The sequence below is a fragment of the Sphingobacterium corticis genome (assembly GCF_042684745.1).
In the GTDB taxonomy this organism is placed as follows: Bacteria; Bacteroidota; Bacteroidia; order Sphingobacteriales; family Sphingobacteriaceae; genus Sphingobacterium; species Sphingobacterium corticis.
Window position 1 is genome coordinate 115,302 of sequence record NZ_JBHUMA010000007.1, and the last position, 15,736, is coordinate 131,037.

General features: G+C 41.7%; 14 protein-coding genes. 4 read left to right on the forward strand and 10 right to left on the reverse strand.

Annotation, left to right across the window (positions count from 1 at the left end; all coding sequences use genetic code 11):
* Positions 1 to 105 precede the first annotated feature (105 nt).
* The 6 genes from ACFSQ3_RS13720 to ACFSQ3_RS13745 form a co-directional block, all read right to left on the reverse strand.
* Positions 106 to 1,053, reverse strand: a complete 948-nt coding sequence (locus tag ACFSQ3_RS13720; protein WP_380870134.1) for an endonuclease/exonuclease/phosphatase family protein — start codon at positions 1,051 to 1,053, stop codon at positions 106 to 108.
* Between the two features lie 5 nt (positions 1,054 to 1,058).
* Positions 1,059 to 3,371, reverse strand: coding sequence for a GH92 family glycosyl hydrolase (locus tag ACFSQ3_RS13725; protein WP_380870135.1), 2,313 nt, complete (start codon positions 3,369 to 3,371; stop codon positions 1,059 to 1,061).
* Positions 3,372 to 3,501: 130 nt separating this feature from the next.
* Positions 3,502 to 4,506: a hypothetical protein gene (locus tag ACFSQ3_RS13730; protein WP_380870136.1), complete on the reverse strand. Its 1,005-nt coding sequence runs from the start codon at positions 4,504 to 4,506 to the stop codon at positions 3,502 to 3,504.
* Between the two features lie 165 nt (positions 4,507 to 4,671).
* Positions 4,672 to 5,160, reverse strand: a complete 489-nt coding sequence (ribH, locus tag ACFSQ3_RS13735) for a 6,7-dimethyl-8-ribityllumazine synthase (RefSeq protein ID WP_380870137.1) — start codon at positions 5,158 to 5,160, stop codon at positions 4,672 to 4,674.
* Between the two features lie 65 nt (positions 5,161 to 5,225).
* Positions 5,226 to 5,897 carry a tetratricopeptide repeat protein gene (locus ACFSQ3_RS13740; protein ID WP_380870138.1) on the reverse strand — a complete coding sequence of 224 codons (672 nt, stop codon included), beginning with the start codon at positions 5,895 to 5,897 and terminating at the stop codon, positions 5,226 to 5,228.
* An 80-nt stretch (positions 5,898 to 5,977) separates the two neighbouring features.
* Positions 5,978 to 7,735, reverse strand: coding sequence for a polysaccharide biosynthesis protein (locus ACFSQ3_RS13745; RefSeq protein WP_380870139.1), 1,758 nt, complete (start codon positions 7,733 to 7,735; stop codon positions 5,978 to 5,980).
* Positions 7,736 to 7,986: 251 nt separating this feature from the next.
* Here ACFSQ3_RS13745 and ACFSQ3_RS13750 point away from each other — a divergent pair, with 251 nt between their 5' ends.
* Entirely contained in the window at positions 7,987 to 9,198 is a 1,212-nt protein-coding gene (locus ACFSQ3_RS13750) for an alanine dehydrogenase (RefSeq protein ID WP_380870140.1), read from the forward strand.
* Between the two features lie 28 nt (positions 9,199 to 9,226).
* Entirely contained in the window at positions 9,227 to 9,742 is a 516-nt protein-coding gene (locus ACFSQ3_RS13755) for a TlpA family protein disulfide reductase (protein WP_380870141.1), read from the forward strand.
* Here ACFSQ3_RS13755 and ACFSQ3_RS13760 read toward each other — a convergent pair.
* Positions 9,739 to 10,773: a LacI family DNA-binding transcriptional regulator gene (locus tag ACFSQ3_RS13760; protein ID WP_380870142.1), complete on the reverse strand. Its 1,035-nt coding sequence runs from the start codon at positions 10,771 to 10,773 to the stop codon at positions 9,739 to 9,741. The two genes, ACFSQ3_RS13755 and ACFSQ3_RS13760, sit on opposite strands and share 4 nt — an antisense overlap.
* A gap of 87 nt (positions 10,774 to 10,860) precedes the next feature.
* On the opposite strand from ACFSQ3_RS13760, the gene ACFSQ3_RS13765 reads away from it, so the two are divergent.
* Complete coding sequence (locus ACFSQ3_RS13765) at positions 10,861 to 12,348, forward strand: xylulokinase (protein ID WP_380870143.1); 1,488 nt, start codon at positions 10,861 to 10,863, stop codon at positions 12,346 to 12,348.
* Positions 12,349 to 12,353: 5 nt separating this feature from the next.
* Positions 12,354 to 13,682 carry a xylose isomerase gene (gene xylA, locus ACFSQ3_RS13770; RefSeq protein ID WP_380870144.1) on the forward strand — a complete coding sequence of 443 codons (1,329 nt, stop codon included), beginning with the start codon at positions 12,354 to 12,356 and terminating at the stop codon, positions 13,680 to 13,682.
* A gap of 86 nt (positions 13,683 to 13,768) precedes the next feature.
* On the opposite strand, the gene secG is transcribed toward xylA, so the two are convergent.
* Genes secG through ACFSQ3_RS13785 form a run of 3 tightly spaced genes read right to left on the reverse strand, consistent with a single transcriptional unit; the run spans position 13,769 to position 15,730 of the window.
* Positions 13,769 to 14,143, reverse strand: a complete 375-nt coding sequence (gene secG / locus ACFSQ3_RS13775; RefSeq protein ID WP_380870145.1) for a preprotein translocase subunit SecG — start codon at positions 14,141 to 14,143, stop codon at positions 13,769 to 13,771.
* 12 nt (positions 14,144 to 14,155) lie between these two features.
* Positions 14,156 to 15,193 carry a tetratricopeptide repeat protein gene (locus ACFSQ3_RS13780; RefSeq protein ID WP_380870146.1) on the reverse strand — a complete coding sequence of 346 codons (1,038 nt, stop codon included), beginning with the start codon at positions 15,191 to 15,193 and terminating at the stop codon, positions 14,156 to 14,158.
* Positions 15,194 to 15,205: 12 nt separating this feature from the next.
* Positions 15,206 to 15,730 (reverse strand): LptE family protein, encoded by a 525-nt coding sequence (locus ACFSQ3_RS13785; RefSeq protein ID WP_380870147.1) that lies wholly within the window; start codon positions 15,728 to 15,730, stop codon positions 15,206 to 15,208.
* Between the last annotated feature and the right edge of the window lie 6 nt (positions 15,731 to 15,736).

The window sequence follows — 15,736 nt, forward strand, 5'->3', positions numbered from 1 at the left end:
TGCTTTTCGTTATTGAGTACACGGTGAAGTAATTTTACGCGTACTTAGTAAAGGGAATCCCCAATAATCTGTTTTTTTGGAACACAGATTATTGGGGATTTTTAATTAATGCACTTTAATTTCCGCCACTACTGGAAAGTGATCAGAGGGCAACCGTGCTTGATGGTTTTTGAACGATAGTTCGCTCGGGAAATCGCCCTTTTTAACATCCTTTTCATCAACACCACTTCTATACGTATCCAACAACGTAGCATATTTTTCTACTTCGATGCCTTTACTTACGAAAATATGATCGATACGACTGTCTGTCCACAGGTTCGGATCGAACGCATTGAATGTTCCGTTGTGCGCATAGCGAATTTTCGCCAATTCGAAGGCATCCTGCATATAGTCCGACCCTTGAATGATGTGATAAATCTCATTCCGTTGATCTACATTAAAATCGCCTGTCCATAGGATCAGATCATCCTTCGCCACATTACGAATACGTTGTAGAACCAGCTTGCAACTTTCTTCGCGGGCTTTCAAACCAACATGATCTAGATGCAGATTGAAGAACCAAAAGCGCTTTCCGCTGGATTTATCTTCCAACTGAGCCCATGTACAAATCCTTGGTAATGCAGCGTCCCAACCTTTCGATGGCATATGCGGTGTTTCCGATAACCACATTACACCGGAATCCAACAGCGAAAAACGATCCGTTTTAAAGACGATTGGCGCGAATTCGCCAGCTAACTTGCCATCATCCCGTCCTACACCTATGAACGTGTAATCGGGCAACTGTTGTTTTAAATCTTCGAATTGATGAGCCAAAACTTCTTGACAACCCATAATATCGAAACTGTTGTACTTGATCAAGGATGCAATTACAGGCAGCCGATTTTCCCAAGCATCTCCTTTATCGCGATCGCCCTGATTATCGTATCGCACATTGTAACTGGCCACTTTCAACGCAACAGGTTCTTGCGCCTTCGCCGTCGGCGTGCAAATAGAAATTGCACATAACACCGCAGCGCAAATGGATTTAATGCATTGCATACTTTTCTTTTTCATAAGCTTTATTTTTTCAATTCGTTGGTGAACGAATACGGCGCATCAGCATCCTGAATACCACGCGATTTATTTGGCGATTCAGACATATCAAAATGCAGTTTAGCACCTTCCTGCAAAGTAGGAATATCCAGATAATTTTTGCTGTATTTCTTGCCGTTTAGTTTTAAACTATTCACATAAACTTGATCTTTCCCTTGGTTTGAGGCGCTGATAACGACCTTCTTGCCATTCTCTAAATGCAAAGTAACCTTCTTAAATTGAGGTGATCCCAATGCATACTGATTTGTCCCCGGCGCAACCGGATAGAACCCTAAAGAAGAATACACGTACCAAGCAGATGTTTGTCCATTATCTTCATCACCACAATAGCCATCTGGCGTAGGTAAATAAAGGCGATCCATGATTTGGCGTACCCAATATTGCGTTTTCCAAGGTTCAGCACCATAATTATATAAGTACGGCATGTGCTGAATGGGCTGATTTCCGTGCGCATATTGTCCCATGTTCATAATTTGCATTTCGCGCATTTCGTGGATCATGCTCCGGCTCTTCATGCCTTCATGACTTGGAATGACAAAGACCGTGTCTAACATCGCGGCAAATTCTTTTTTTCCACCCATCAGATCAATCAAACCTTGCGGATCGTGAAACACACAGAAACTCCAATGCCAAGCGTTTCCTTCGGTATAATCTCTCGACCAACCACTTGGCTCGAATGGCGAACGCCAAGTGCCATCTGAGCTTCGCGCGCGCATCAATTTTGTTGATGGATCGTATAATTTCTTATAGTTCATTGCGCGCTGTTTATAAATTTCGATCTCGTCCGCCGGTTTGCCAATCGCTTTTCCAAATTGATAAATTGACCAATCGTTGAACGCATATTCCAAAGTCCGTGCAACATTCTGTGTAATCTTACTATCTGTTGGGATGTATCCCAAATCATTATAGAAAGTATAACCAGCGCGTCCTGTAGAAGAATTCGTTGGATGCACATTATTTGCCCCGTGCCTTACAGCTTCCCATAAAGTGCTGTAATCATAATCGCGCAAACCTGTCATGTACGCATCCGCTACGACCGACGCTGAGTTGTTCCCGATCATAGAAGCACGATGCCCCGGGCTCGCCCACTCCGGCAGAAATCCGCTTTCCTTATATGCATTCACCAATCCTTCTTGCATTTGTGTATTCATAGAAGGATACAATAAATTCAGCAACGGAAAAAGACTTCGGAATGTATCCCAAAAGCCAGTATCCGTAAACATCGGACCACGCAAAACCTGTCCATTGTACGGGCTATAATGCCATTGATTTCCATCCGCATCCCATTCAGAGAAATCTCGTGGAAATAAGGTAGAACGATATAAACAGGAATAGAAGGTTTTCAATAAATCTTGACGATCGTCTTCTATTTCAACTCTTCCAAGCACCTCGTTCCAGCTATCACGACCTGCTTTAGCCACCGTATTGAAGTCTTTTTCACGCACTTCGTTTAAGTTGATTTCAGCTTGCTCAAAACTGATGAATGAGGAAGCAACTTTTGCTGTTACCTTTTCTCCACGCTTGGTTTTGAAGCCAACAATCGCCCCTGCATGATTTGTAGTTACTGCTTGAGCGTTTCCGGTAAGCGCACCATTGTCCACGCCGGAAGCAGATGTAAATGGTTTATCAAATAAAATGATAAAGTAATTTTTGAAGTTCTCCGGAACACCCCCACTGTTACGCGTCGTGTATCCCTTTATCATTCCTTTTTCCGGCAATATTTCTACATGAGATCCTTTATCGAAAGCGTCGACTACCAAATATGCACTATCGCTTTGCGGATAGGTAAATTGGAAAATAGCAGCTCGCTCTGTGGGTGTCAATTCGGTTGTGATATCATGATCTGCTAAATACACGCTATAATAGTAAGGCTTCGCAATTTCCGTTTTATGTGAAAACCAACTTGCGCGTGCTTCCTGATCAAATTCTGGCTTACCGGTTATTGGCATGATGGAAAACTGACCATAATCATTATTCCAAGGACTTGGCTGATGCGTTTGCTTGAAGCCTTTGATTTTGTCGGCTGTGTAGGTATACGTCCAACCGTCGCCCATTTTTCCGGTTTGAGGTGTCCAAAAGTTCATTCCCCACGGTCGAGCAATGGCGGGGTAGGTGTTTCCGTTGGATAACTCGTACTTGGACATGGTTCCAATAATTGGATCGGCATAATCGACCGGATCCAGCTTTGTAGATTTGAGCGATTGGGCTTTTGCTCCAATTACGCATACGGAAACAATCAAGGCAATTATGGAGCTATTTCTCCAACTTACGAACGTCATATTGCTTTTTATTAAGGTTTATATCAATTTTTGCTAAAACGTGTTAGCAATGATAGTAATATTCAGCCGTTTTTGGGAGTTTGATGAGGTGTTTGTTTATGATGTAATAGTCATTTTACAGTTAGGACATTTATTTTAGTCTTGTGTTTTTAAGGTTTCGAATAAGTTTATCGACGGTATTTGCATCAAATTGAAGCCGCTCATTTCGACCAGCGCGATCCAAAATAATCGCTATTTGTTCAATATAATTGTTGAACGACGCTTCAAATGCGCTTTGATCAAGCGTCATTTCTGGCGATGAATTGATCAGACGAATTGCCTTGCCAACTTCTTGCGAATCGTTTATCTTACGAAAATCAACAGCTCCTAGCTTTTGACGATCGTTGTATCTAAATATACGGTTTACCGCTGCCTCAGGTGACCCTTGTGCAATTTGCAATGCACTCAACAGACGATCTTCGTGCTTTAAAAGCGCTTTATCGAAAGTCATCAAATCTCGACGATAGCCTAATAATTCATCTTTAAAGCTAACGGTCGCCTGATCCAAACTATAATAGAAATCGGTATATGGCTTGATACTGCTTAAAAAATCTTTTAAATCCTGATCTCGTACGGCATTTTCACCGAAAGAAACCGCCTGATCGTACACACTTTTAACCAATGAAGTTATTGGATTAGCATCGATAATGGTTCCTACTAAAGGAATGCCTACTACACGCCGGATGGTTTCCGAAAATTTAGTCTTTTGATTTCCTTTTAAACTGCGACCTAGAATTGCTTCCGAGTTTTCTAACAAAACTTTCGAGAAACTAGTACCTAATTCCCCACTTGTGGGGTTATTCAGCTGACTTATTAACGTTCCGGCAAAAGTAACGTCAAGAAGTTTGTTGTAATTTCTTACTTGCTGTTTTACGGCAGCAATATCTTGAAAAGTTTTCAGCAATAAACTGTAATTACTTTCATAAAGTTGGCGTTGTTCGACAAGAGTTACCTCCTGCGACTCTGCAATCATAGTGCGAATGCTATCGTTTGTCCGAAGCAATCTTGCAGACTGATCTTTCAACGTTTCATAGGAGTTCCGAAGCGTTTCTAACTCTCTATTAGTCTGTTCAAGATGTTGTTGTGTCTTCTGCATGGAAGACAACGCCGTGGTAGTGGTATCTTGACCTAAGACAATGGAGCAACTTATCCCAAAACAACAAGTTGCGATAAAAATAGATCGTAGCATCATAATTTAGCGGTATAAAAGTACGCCAAATCTACAACAAAATTTAATGAAAGTATGCTTGAAAATAAGCAATTAGAATCGACGTGCGATATGGCTCATTTGGATTGCAGTCACGGCAGCCTCTTCACCTTTGTTCCCGTGTTTACCGCCTGCTCTATCTAATGCTTGCTGTTCGTTGTCGGTAGTAAGCACGCCGAAGATTACCGGCTTATTGTACTTCAATCCTACATTAGCAATACCATCAGCGACAGCGTTACAAATAAAATCGAAATGGCGTGTTTCTCCTTGAATCACACAACCTAAGCAAATAACCGCATCAAAGGATTTATTGCGGAAAGCAATATCAGCGCCCGAAATCAGCTCATAACTCCCTGGAACCTGAATGACCTCAATATCAGATTCAGCAACCCCGTGCGCTAACAATTTATCAACCGCTCCCGAAAGAAGCGCCCCAGTAATCGCCGCATTCCATTGAGCTACCACAATAGCAAAACGAGATCCGGATGCATTTTGAACATCCAAATGAGAAAAATCCGATAAGTTTTTAAGGCTGCTTGACATGATGCAAATATACAAAAAAGGGCTACTTGACAGCAGCCCAATTATTATAATAATGTTTTCTAAATCTACTTTTTCGCTTGAACGCGGGCGATGTATCCTTCAATACCATTCGCTTCGTTACTTTCTGGGAAATCACTCAAAATTTTAGCGTATGCATCTTCTGCATTTTTAAAATCACTTTGTGCTTCATAAACTAATCCCAGTTTTTTCAAGAATAACGGAGATGTAAATGAATTGCTTGATTTATCCGCCGCCTTCTTGTAGAATTTAGCCGCTTTATCGTAGATCTTTTCCTCCGAATAAGCGTCACCAAGTAATCCGATCACTAAAGGATCCAAAACCTCGCTGCCTGTTTCGCTATATTTTTCTAAATAATTAATCGCTTCTTTGAAATTACGTTGTCTTAAATACAATCCGCCCAAATAAGCATTAGCCATATTCGCAGAAGATGTATTAGAGTATTCGTCGGCGATTTCTTTCAAACCGATTAACGATCCATCGCCGTTGATGGCTTTTTGTTGCAAAGAATCTATAACCGCATATTGTTCTGCTTTATACATCAAACTAGCAGCTTTCTCCGCACGTGGCTTAAGGTATAAGAATTGGTAACCTACATATAATAAGATTAAAGCAACGATTCCTACTGCAATAAATACTATACTTTTAGAGTTGTTTTGTAGGAAAGATCCTTTGTTTAACGGGCTATTCCCTGTATGGTTAATTTCGTTTGTCGACATCAGTTCATATTATTTTGGAACGCAAAAATACACTTTTCGAAATTACATGCAACAATTTCAGCCATAATTTCTTCACTAAATTAGCCTAACACGCCGTCCTGCTCCTCTTTGTCGAGTTGCTCATATACAGAGTTTTGACTTTTAAACTCGGGCACCATGCGTTTCATTTGGCGCACCACTTCATTTTCGTTATTTGTCTTAACCTGTTCAAACAATCGATGAAATGCCTTTTCTACCTCGGCAATATCATTTTCACGAACTTTCGCGATCATAATTTTGCTGTGATGCGTAGGAAGTGTGTTTTCCAAATCGTTCAGCAATTCTTCATATAGTTTCTCACCCGGACGCAGTCCGGTAAACTTGATATCTACTTCTTTATATGGCGTTCGTCCGGAAAGCTTGATCATCTTTTCTGCCAGATGTACAATTTTAACCGATTTGCCCATATCGAACACAAATATCTCACCGCCTTCACCCATATTTCCTGCTTCAATTACCAATTGGCAAGCTTCCGGAATGGTCATAAAATAGCGCGTGATATCTGGATGTGTTACAGTTACTGGTCCTCCGCGTTCAATTTGGTCACGAAAACGTGGAATAACGGAGCCATTCGAACCTAAAACATTACCAAAGCGAGTAGTAATAAAACGCGTACGCTTTTCACTGCTGTTTTTCGCCAGTTTATTATTTAAGGTCTGCACGTAAATTTCCGCAATACGCTTGGTGGTTCCCATCACATTGGTGGGATTGACGGCTTTATCAGTCGATACGAAAACAAATTTTTGTACTTCAAATTCTACCGCTAGATTAGCGATGTTGTAGGTACCACAAACATTCGTACGAACGCCCTCAATTGGATGACTTTCTACCAATGGTACGTGTTTGTAAGCGGCAGCATGGTACACCACGTGCGGACGAAAAACTTCAAATAGCATGCGCATTCGATTATCATCCCGAACATCCCCGATAAACGTGTGGTAAATCTGATCTTTATACAAATCTTGTAGATCAAGCTGTAAATTATGCAGTGGAGATTCTGCTTGGTCGCAAAGAACGATCATTTGAGGCTCAAATTTTCCCAATTGCTTTGCTATCTCGCTTCCGATAGATCCCGCAGCTCCGGTAACGAGCACGCGCTTTCCGCGCAATTGGTGCATTATATTCTCATTAGAAATCTGAATAGGTTTCCGCTCTAACAAATCCTCGATTTTTACCTTTTGAATTTTTTTAGCCAACAAATCCCCATTCATTATATGATCCACGGGAGGTAAAGTGAGCACGTTCACGTCGTTATCCAAACACATGTCGACCGCCGCTTGCTTACTTTCCAAACTAATTTTTTGGGAGGCAAAAATCAACTCATCTACCAAGTATTTATCAATCATCTTCCCTAGAGCCGAAGACCGATATATCTTGATTCCATCAATAGATTTCCCAATTTTACCTTCATCATCATCAACATATGCGACGATCAGCTTATCGGCGTACATATCATGGTCGAACGTTCTCTTGACGGCTAAGCCCAAATCACCAGCACCATAAATCACGATGTTTCTTACCTTACGCTTTGCGAACTTAGTGTATTGAAAGAAAATCTTGATACATGCCCGATAAATTGTTAAGCCAGTAAAAAGAAATAATCCGTACAAAATGGTCAGCATAACCGACAAAACACCATGCTCCTTAAGCGCGACTACCACCAAAAACTTTGCTACCAATAGCAAAATAATGCTGAAAAGAACTGCTGATAAAATTCGAATGGAATCTATGGCGCTAGTGTAACGAACGATTCCAGAGTACAATTTGAAGTAATAGAACGAGACAGCGGTAGCCGACATAACTAGTATAAATTCCCCAAACACCCTGACCTGCAAGAGCGATGTAAACTCAAAAGAGTTGAAAATCAAGCTCGACAATGCGAATGCGATAGCGGCGACGGCCATGTCGAAAACAAAAATGATCCACCTAGGAACGATCCTAAAATTTTTAAAGGGATTAATACCGGCCATACACCTACACTTCTTATCTACTATTGATTGACAAGTTAGTTATTTATTCCTATTTTTAATGTTTACTAGCGGAAAAAAGGATGAGTAATATGTCGAAAATAGCCCATGAGGCTATCTTTCAAACCAAAGAATCGCCAGTGGTGGCAGGCCGTAAAAAAAACTCCCTTAAAATAGGCCTTCTCAAAGAGGTTTCGTTTCAAGAGAATCGAATTCCATTGACGCCTTTATCCGTGGGATTGCTTGTTGAGCACGGCCATGAGGTTCTGATTGAATCGGGTGCTGGCAATGCCTCCAACTTCTTAGACCACCATTATAGCGAACAAGGCGCACAAATTACAAAAGATACGAAAGCAGTTTTTGAGTGTGATATTTTAATCAAAATTGCATCCCCAACACTCGAAGAGGTTGGATTGATGAAGAACAGACAAGTTCTGTTTTCTTCTCAACAGCCATCCCTTTTAGATATCCGCGTGTTACAGGGATTGATGCGCAAACAAATTACGGCGCTATCTTACGAATATTTGCAAGACGAAGGCTGCCACCTTTCCGTAGTTCGCGCGATGAGCGAAATTGTGGGTGCCACCTCTGTACTTATCGCAGCGGAATACTTAAGCAATGTTTTCGACGGAAAAGGACTAATGCTGGGCGGTGTCACTGGCGTTCCACCAACGGAGATGGTAATTATTGGGGCGGGCACAGTGGGTGAATTTGCTGCGCGAACAGCAATCGCTCTCGGCGCACAAGTAAAAGTTTTCGACAGCTCTGTTTATCGGCTGCGTCGCTTACAAAACAACGTAGGAAGTCGCGTATTCACTTCCGTCATCCAGCCTGTCGTGATGAACAAAGCTATTCAATCTTGCGACGTAGTGATCGGAGCGGTACGTGCAAAAAATGGCCTGGCACCGTGCTTGATTTCCGAAGAAACCGTTTCGAAGATGAAACCTAACTCTGTTGTTATCGATGTAAGCATTGATCAGGGAGGTTGTTTCGAAACATCCGAAGTTACCACGCACGATGATCCGGTTTTCAGAAAACACGACGTCATTCATTATTGTGTACCGAATATTGCATCGCGTGTTGCGCGAACTGCAACCTACGCGTTGACTAATATTTTCACACCGATTCTGTTGGACATCGGAGAATGTGGTGGAATGAATAATATGATTTGGGCAAATCCGGGCATTCGAAGTGCTATTTATTTGTACCACGGAAATTTAACAAACAAAGATATCGGTTCGCAGTTCAACCTCCCGTCCAAAGACCTTAACTTAATTGTTGTCGCGAATTTGTAATTAAGCATCCACTAAAAACGTAAAACATATGTATAAAAATATATTTTCTGCCAGCATCGCTTTATTCTTCATAGGTTCATTGAGCTTCGCGCAAACTTGGAAAACAGCGATTGGACAACAAGCGCCTAAGTTCGAAGTAACATCGAAAGATGGATCGAAGCTAACTTCCGATTCTCTGCAAGGAAAAATTGTGCTGCTTAACTTCTTCGCAACATGGTGCCCTCCTTGCCGGCAGGAACTACCGAAAGTTCAATCGGAGGTTTGGAACAAATTCGGCGATCGTGAAGATTTTGAGTTGTTGGTATTGGCTCGCGAAGAAAATTGGGACAAACTAAACCCATTCATCGCACAATTTAAATACACCTTTCCGTTCTACCCGGATTTAAACCGCGCCGTTTTCGGCCTATTTGCCGAGGACACGATCCCAAGAAATGTCGTACTAGATCGTTCCGGAAAAATTATTTATCAGGAAATTGGTTACGAACCGAAAGAGTTCGATGAAATGGTACGTTTAATTCAACTTCACTTAGATCAACCCTATTAATCTAAAACCTGTTTTTCTAACGAAGTAGTATTTCGGGTAATTAGAATCGGCTCCAAAACAACACGCTTTTCGGCCATTTCTTGTGGAGATGCAGATTGCAACATCGTTAAGAATAACTTTGCTGATTCAGCGCCCATTTTTGTTGCTTGCTGATCAATCGTTGTGAGCGACGGTGTGATGTATGCCGAGAACAATTGGTTTGCAAAACCTACAACCCCGATTTCTGGAGGCTGTATCCCGGCTTTGCTCAAAGCGTTAAGAATTCCCAATGCGGTAAAATCATCGCCCCCGATGATTGCATCCGGACGTCTGCTTAATTTTAACAATTCATTCGTTCCGCTAATCCCGGCATCGATCGACATACCTTTCCTAACTACCAAACTCGAATCGAACGGAATTTTAAATTGCTTTAATGCCCGAAGATAACCTTCAAAACGATTTTTGAAAATAGTGATTTCACTGGCTGTCGAAACAAACGCGATCCGTTGATAACCAGCTTGTACAAGGTGGGATGCAGCCAGATAACCTGCTTTTTCATCATCAATACCTACTTGTGGCGCAGCTATCCGATTATCTGTACGATCGAAAACCAGCAATGGTTTATTCTCCTGATGTAACCGCTCTAAATGCTTAAAATTTGTTGTAGCCAAAGACGGCGAAATAATTAGTCCATCCACCTGCGCTTCTAACAGCGTGGTTACACCATTTTCTTCCGACTGGAAAGACTCATTGCTTTGATAAAGCAAAATGGAATATCCGGCACGCTTGAATTCTACTTCCAGGCTGGAAACGAAGGATGAAAAGAAATGAATCTCCGCACTAGGCACGATCACACCGATAATATACGTTTTTCCGGAACTTAACGAAGATGCCAAACGATTTGGTCGATAATCTAATTGCTTGGCCATCCGTAGCACCGAATCCTTAGTCGTCGCACTGATAAGATCAGAATTATTTAATGCTCTCGAAACGGTAGAAATCGTTATTCCTAATGCTTTTGCTATGTCATAAATGGTTGCTCTCTTTTTCACCGGCTGATGTTTATAAGGTGTTGTAAATATAGAATAATCTAATTACTTTTATGCAAGCGCTTGCACATAAACCTTAAATCATTTGCTATGCTCCTACTTGGTATAGATCTCGGCACATCTTCTATTAAAGTATCCGTAATGGATGCTTCGTCGCAAAAGATCATTGCATCGACAAGTTTTCCGGACAAAGAAACGCCCATCATTTCACCGCAAAGCGGATGGGCAGAGCAAGATCCTAATACATGGTGGCAACATATTAAAGGAGCAATTCTTAAGCTCAACGCTTCGCATCTCTATCAGCCAAGCGACATCAAATATATTGGAATTGCATATCAAATGCATGGATTGGTGTTATTAAATAAGCAAGGTGAATCTTTGCGAAATGCTATTATCTGGTGCGATAGCCGAGCTGTAGAAATTGGTCAGCATGCTTTGTTAACGCTAAAAGAAGAAAAGTTTCTGAAAGATCATCTTAATTCTCCAGGAAATTTTACTGCATCAAAACTAAAATGGGTAAAGGAATACGAACCGAATATTTTTGAAAAAATACATCATTTGATGCTGCCGGGCGATTTCGTTTCCTACCGATTTACTGGCGAAGCTAACACCACCATTAGTGCACTATCTGAAGGTATATTTTGGAATTTCCGTGAGAAAAACATTTCCAATACCTTATTGGATCATTATGGATTTGACCGAAACCTAATCCCAGATGTCCACTCGGTTTTTGAAGACCACGGAAAAATACTACCGACGGTTGCCCATGAATTAGGCTTGAGTACGGATATTCGCGTTACATATAAAGCCGGCGATCAGCCCAATAATGCACTTTCATTAGGCGCTTTAGAGCCCGGAGAAGTTGCAGCCACTGCTGGCACTTCGGGCGTTATTTATGGCGTAACCGACCAGCTTGTACACGATGAACATTCCCGTGTAAACACTTTCGCTCATGTTAATTATAGCCGAGAACTTCCTAGATTGGGTGTACTGCTTTGCATTAACGGAACTGGCATTACGAATAGCTGGATTCGTCAAATTACCGGAGCTTCCCAATCCTATGAACAAATGAATGCTATTGCGGAAAATTCGCCTATTGGAGCAAAAAAATTGTACACGTTACCTTTTGGAAATGGTGCAGAACGTATGCTTCGCGATCGTGTGCTTCAAGCTTCCGTTAACGAAATTGATTTTAATCGACACACTCAGGCTGAACTATTTCGTTCGGCTCAAGAAGGCGTTGCTTTTTCTTTTCGTTATGGCTTGGACATCCTTCGAGCGAATGGCATGATGCCGAGTAATATCCGCGCGGGAAACGCTAATATGTTCTTGAGTGACGTGTTCCGTCAGGCATTTGTCGGTGTAACAAATACGCCCCTTGAGTTGTACGAAAATGATGGAAGCGTCGGCGCTGCTATCGGAGCGGGCATTGGTGCAAAAGTTTATAAAGATGCTTCCGAAGGAATTAAAAATTTGGCAAGTAAATCCAGTATAGAACCTAAAAAGCTCGAAACCGAGCAATACGAAGAACATTACCAAAATTGGAAAAAACTATTAATCGACAAACTTAATAATTGATGAATATGAAAATAATAACGGGTGAAACCGAATATTTCAAATCGTTGAAACAAGTAACATACGAAGGGCTGGAAAGCGATAATCCCTTAGCGTTCCGCTGGTATAATCCGCAGCAAGTGATTGCCGGAAAAACAATGGCAGAACATTTTAAATTTGCTTGTGCCTATTGGCATTCTTTCAATGGCGATGGCGGCGATCCTTTCGGCGGAGCAACACATCATTTTCCTTGGGATCGACAAGCCGATCCATTGGCTCGCGCGAAGGACAAAATGGATGCGGCTTTTGAGTTCATGACGAAATTGCAAATGCCTTACTATTGCTTTCACGATGTCGATTTGATTGACTTCAGCAATGACATAGAGAAAAACGAGCAAGGGCTGCAAAGCATGGTCGAATATGCTAAGGGAAAACAGCAGGAAAGCGGCATTAAGCTCCTTTGGGGGACAGCAAATTTGTTCAGCCATAGTCGATATATGAATGGTGCAGCAACAAATCCTGATTTTCACGTATTGGCGCACGGTGCTGCTCAGGTCAAAGCAGCAATTGACGCAACCATTGCCTTGGGCGGAGAGAATTATGTATTCTGGGGCGGACGCGAAGGATACATGAGCCTGCTCAACACAAACATGAAACGAGAGCAAGAACATTTAGCAAAGTTCCTGCACCTAGCCAAAGATTATGCACGTAAAAATGGATTTAAAGGAACATTCTTCATCGAGCCAAAACCTTGCGAACCATCCAAACATCAATACGATTATGATGCTGCAACAGTGATTAGCTTTTTGCGACAATACGATTTGTTGGGCGATTTTAAATTGAATTTAGAGGTAAATCATGCGACGCTTGCGGGACATACCTTTCAACATGAATTGCAAGTAGCGGCTGATGCCGGACTTCTTGGATCTATCGATGCGAATCGTGGCGATTATCAAAATGGTTGGGATACGGATCAGTTCCCAAATGATATTATGGAGCTGACGGAAAGTTTGCTGATTATTTTAGAAGCTGGTGGTTTTCAAGGCGGTGGTGTAAACTTTGATGCAAAAATTCGCCGAAACTCGACCGATCCGTTGGATCTGGCTTATGCCCATGTTGGTGGAATGGATTTATTTGCACGTGCATTGGTGACAGCCGACAAAATTCTGACGCAGTCGGAATACAAGAAAATTCGCGAGGAGCGTTATGCTTCCTTTGACAGCGGAGCTGGCGCAGCCTTTGAAAAAGGCGAACATAGTTTAGAAAGCTTACGTGATTTCGCGGTAGCGAATGGCGAGCCGGCCGTAATTAGCGGTCGTCAGGAATATCTGGAAAATTTGATCAATCGCTACATTTAAAAATAGCAGTATTGAAAACCAACATAAGCAAACGGGCTCGACAAATTGTCGAGCCCGTTTTTATGATTACAACTTTATTTTAGTTGTTAGTTCGCGCTAGTATCTCCAGCAGTTGGAGCAGTGGCTTCAGGAGCTGGGGCTGAAGAAGCAGGACCTTGTGTTCCTGGAAGATTCAACCCTGGATTATTTTGTACAGGCGCTTCCAACTGATCGTTCAAACGATCTGGAGAACCAGCACCTTCGGTTCCAACCATGTTTAATGCCAAACAGAAAACCATCAAAGCGATCGCCAAAGTCCAAGTACCTTTTTCCAAAAAATCTCCCGTACGCTGTACACCCATTAAATTTGAACCACCTGCAAAGCCAGATGACAAACCTCCACCTTTTGGGTTTTGGATCAAAACAATAAGACCAAGTAAAACGCTGGCCAACACGATTAAAATAATGAATAGGGTACCCATGTTATATTGTAATTAAGTTTTTTGTTCTAATTCTTCAATTCGGCTCGCAAAGTACAATTTTTTCTCTGGATTAATCGAAATTAATTTTCGAAAAACATCAATTGCTTTCGGATATAAACCTTGCTCTATATAGATGTTAGCCAACGTTTCCGTCACTAAAGAGAATCGATCCTCTGCGCTTTTTCTCGCCTTATTTTCATTATTGACAACATCCGGCGTTGGCGGTTGTATTTGTGGTTCTTCGCGGATAAAGCGTTCGATGATTGCATCGGTACGTTTTGGGAGCACCACTTCAACGGTTTTCTGCTTTACCGCATCGCTCAATTTATCTTCCGGATTCTGCAGATGAAAAATATTCTCCCGGATTTGATGATCCAAAATCGTTTCATCGAAATTCTTTTGGAAAATATGCGCATCCGTACGTAAAAGTGTATCCTTGGTTACGAATGGCTGATACGTATCAGCATGTGCCAATCGCGTTTTATACAACCACCAACGAAAACTGTAAGGCATCAGCGCATCATCGTACACGCTGACATCATCTTGTTCTTGATTGATCTGATCCTTTTCCACTTCTGACTTTACCACATCAGGAAGAAATGGAGCAGCTTCTTCTGCCTCAGCAGAATGCATTTGATCAACGCTTTGCACCTCTTCTAAAGCAAAGTAATCCGCCGATTGCATTTGGCCGAGTATCAATTCTTCTAATTCCTTGTTTTCAGTATGCTTTGCGGTAATCTCCTGCTTTTCTTCATTGGTTTCGCTAGAAAAAACAGGCTCACCACCCACTTCCTGCTCTTCGACAACAAACATTTCGTTAACAAATTCATAAAGCCAATAAGCGTTGTCGGTATGCAGCAAAGCTTTCTGCGAAACGTCAACCTGTTGATTTTCTGAAAATTTTGTTCTGCGTTGGCGAGCAAAGCTCAATGATTGCGCATATGGATAAGCATCAAGCAAAAAATCGAATTCCTCGTCCGAAACGGAATTTGGATTCTTTAATACTTGAGCAAATAATTGCTTCACATCTAAATTCATCGCGCTGCTCATCAACTTTCCTTATTACCAATTATTAAATGTGCGGTTATAAATGTCTTCCGTGAGCATCAAAATGATATCACGGGTAAGTTGCTCCTCATTTGTACTAATATCGCCACGAAATTCTTTGAACTGTGTAAAGGATTCTTCATAATCACTTTCTCCAGTTTCGTCTTTGCGGTTGGTATATTTTACCTTAACGGTGATAGACAGTCGATTTAATGCCGCTAGACCCGTATTTGCTTCAACGCCGGAAGAGCCAATCGCATAGTTAGTAATCACACCTTCAAATGTCCCGTCGCCATCTTGATCAACTTGATTCAAACGCGATTGCGTACGAATACGTTCTTTTAAACCCTCGGTAAAGTTTTGACTTAATGTTGGGATAACCATTGCGGAAATATTCTCGAAGAATAGCACCGTGTAGGTATTCATATTTTCGGGAATACTCCCTCCGCTTAAGCTGTATTTTACACCGCAACTTTGCGTGCTGCCCATCAATAAGATGCAGCCTATCACGATGGCACGAATAGAAAAATAGTTTTTCATGAAAAG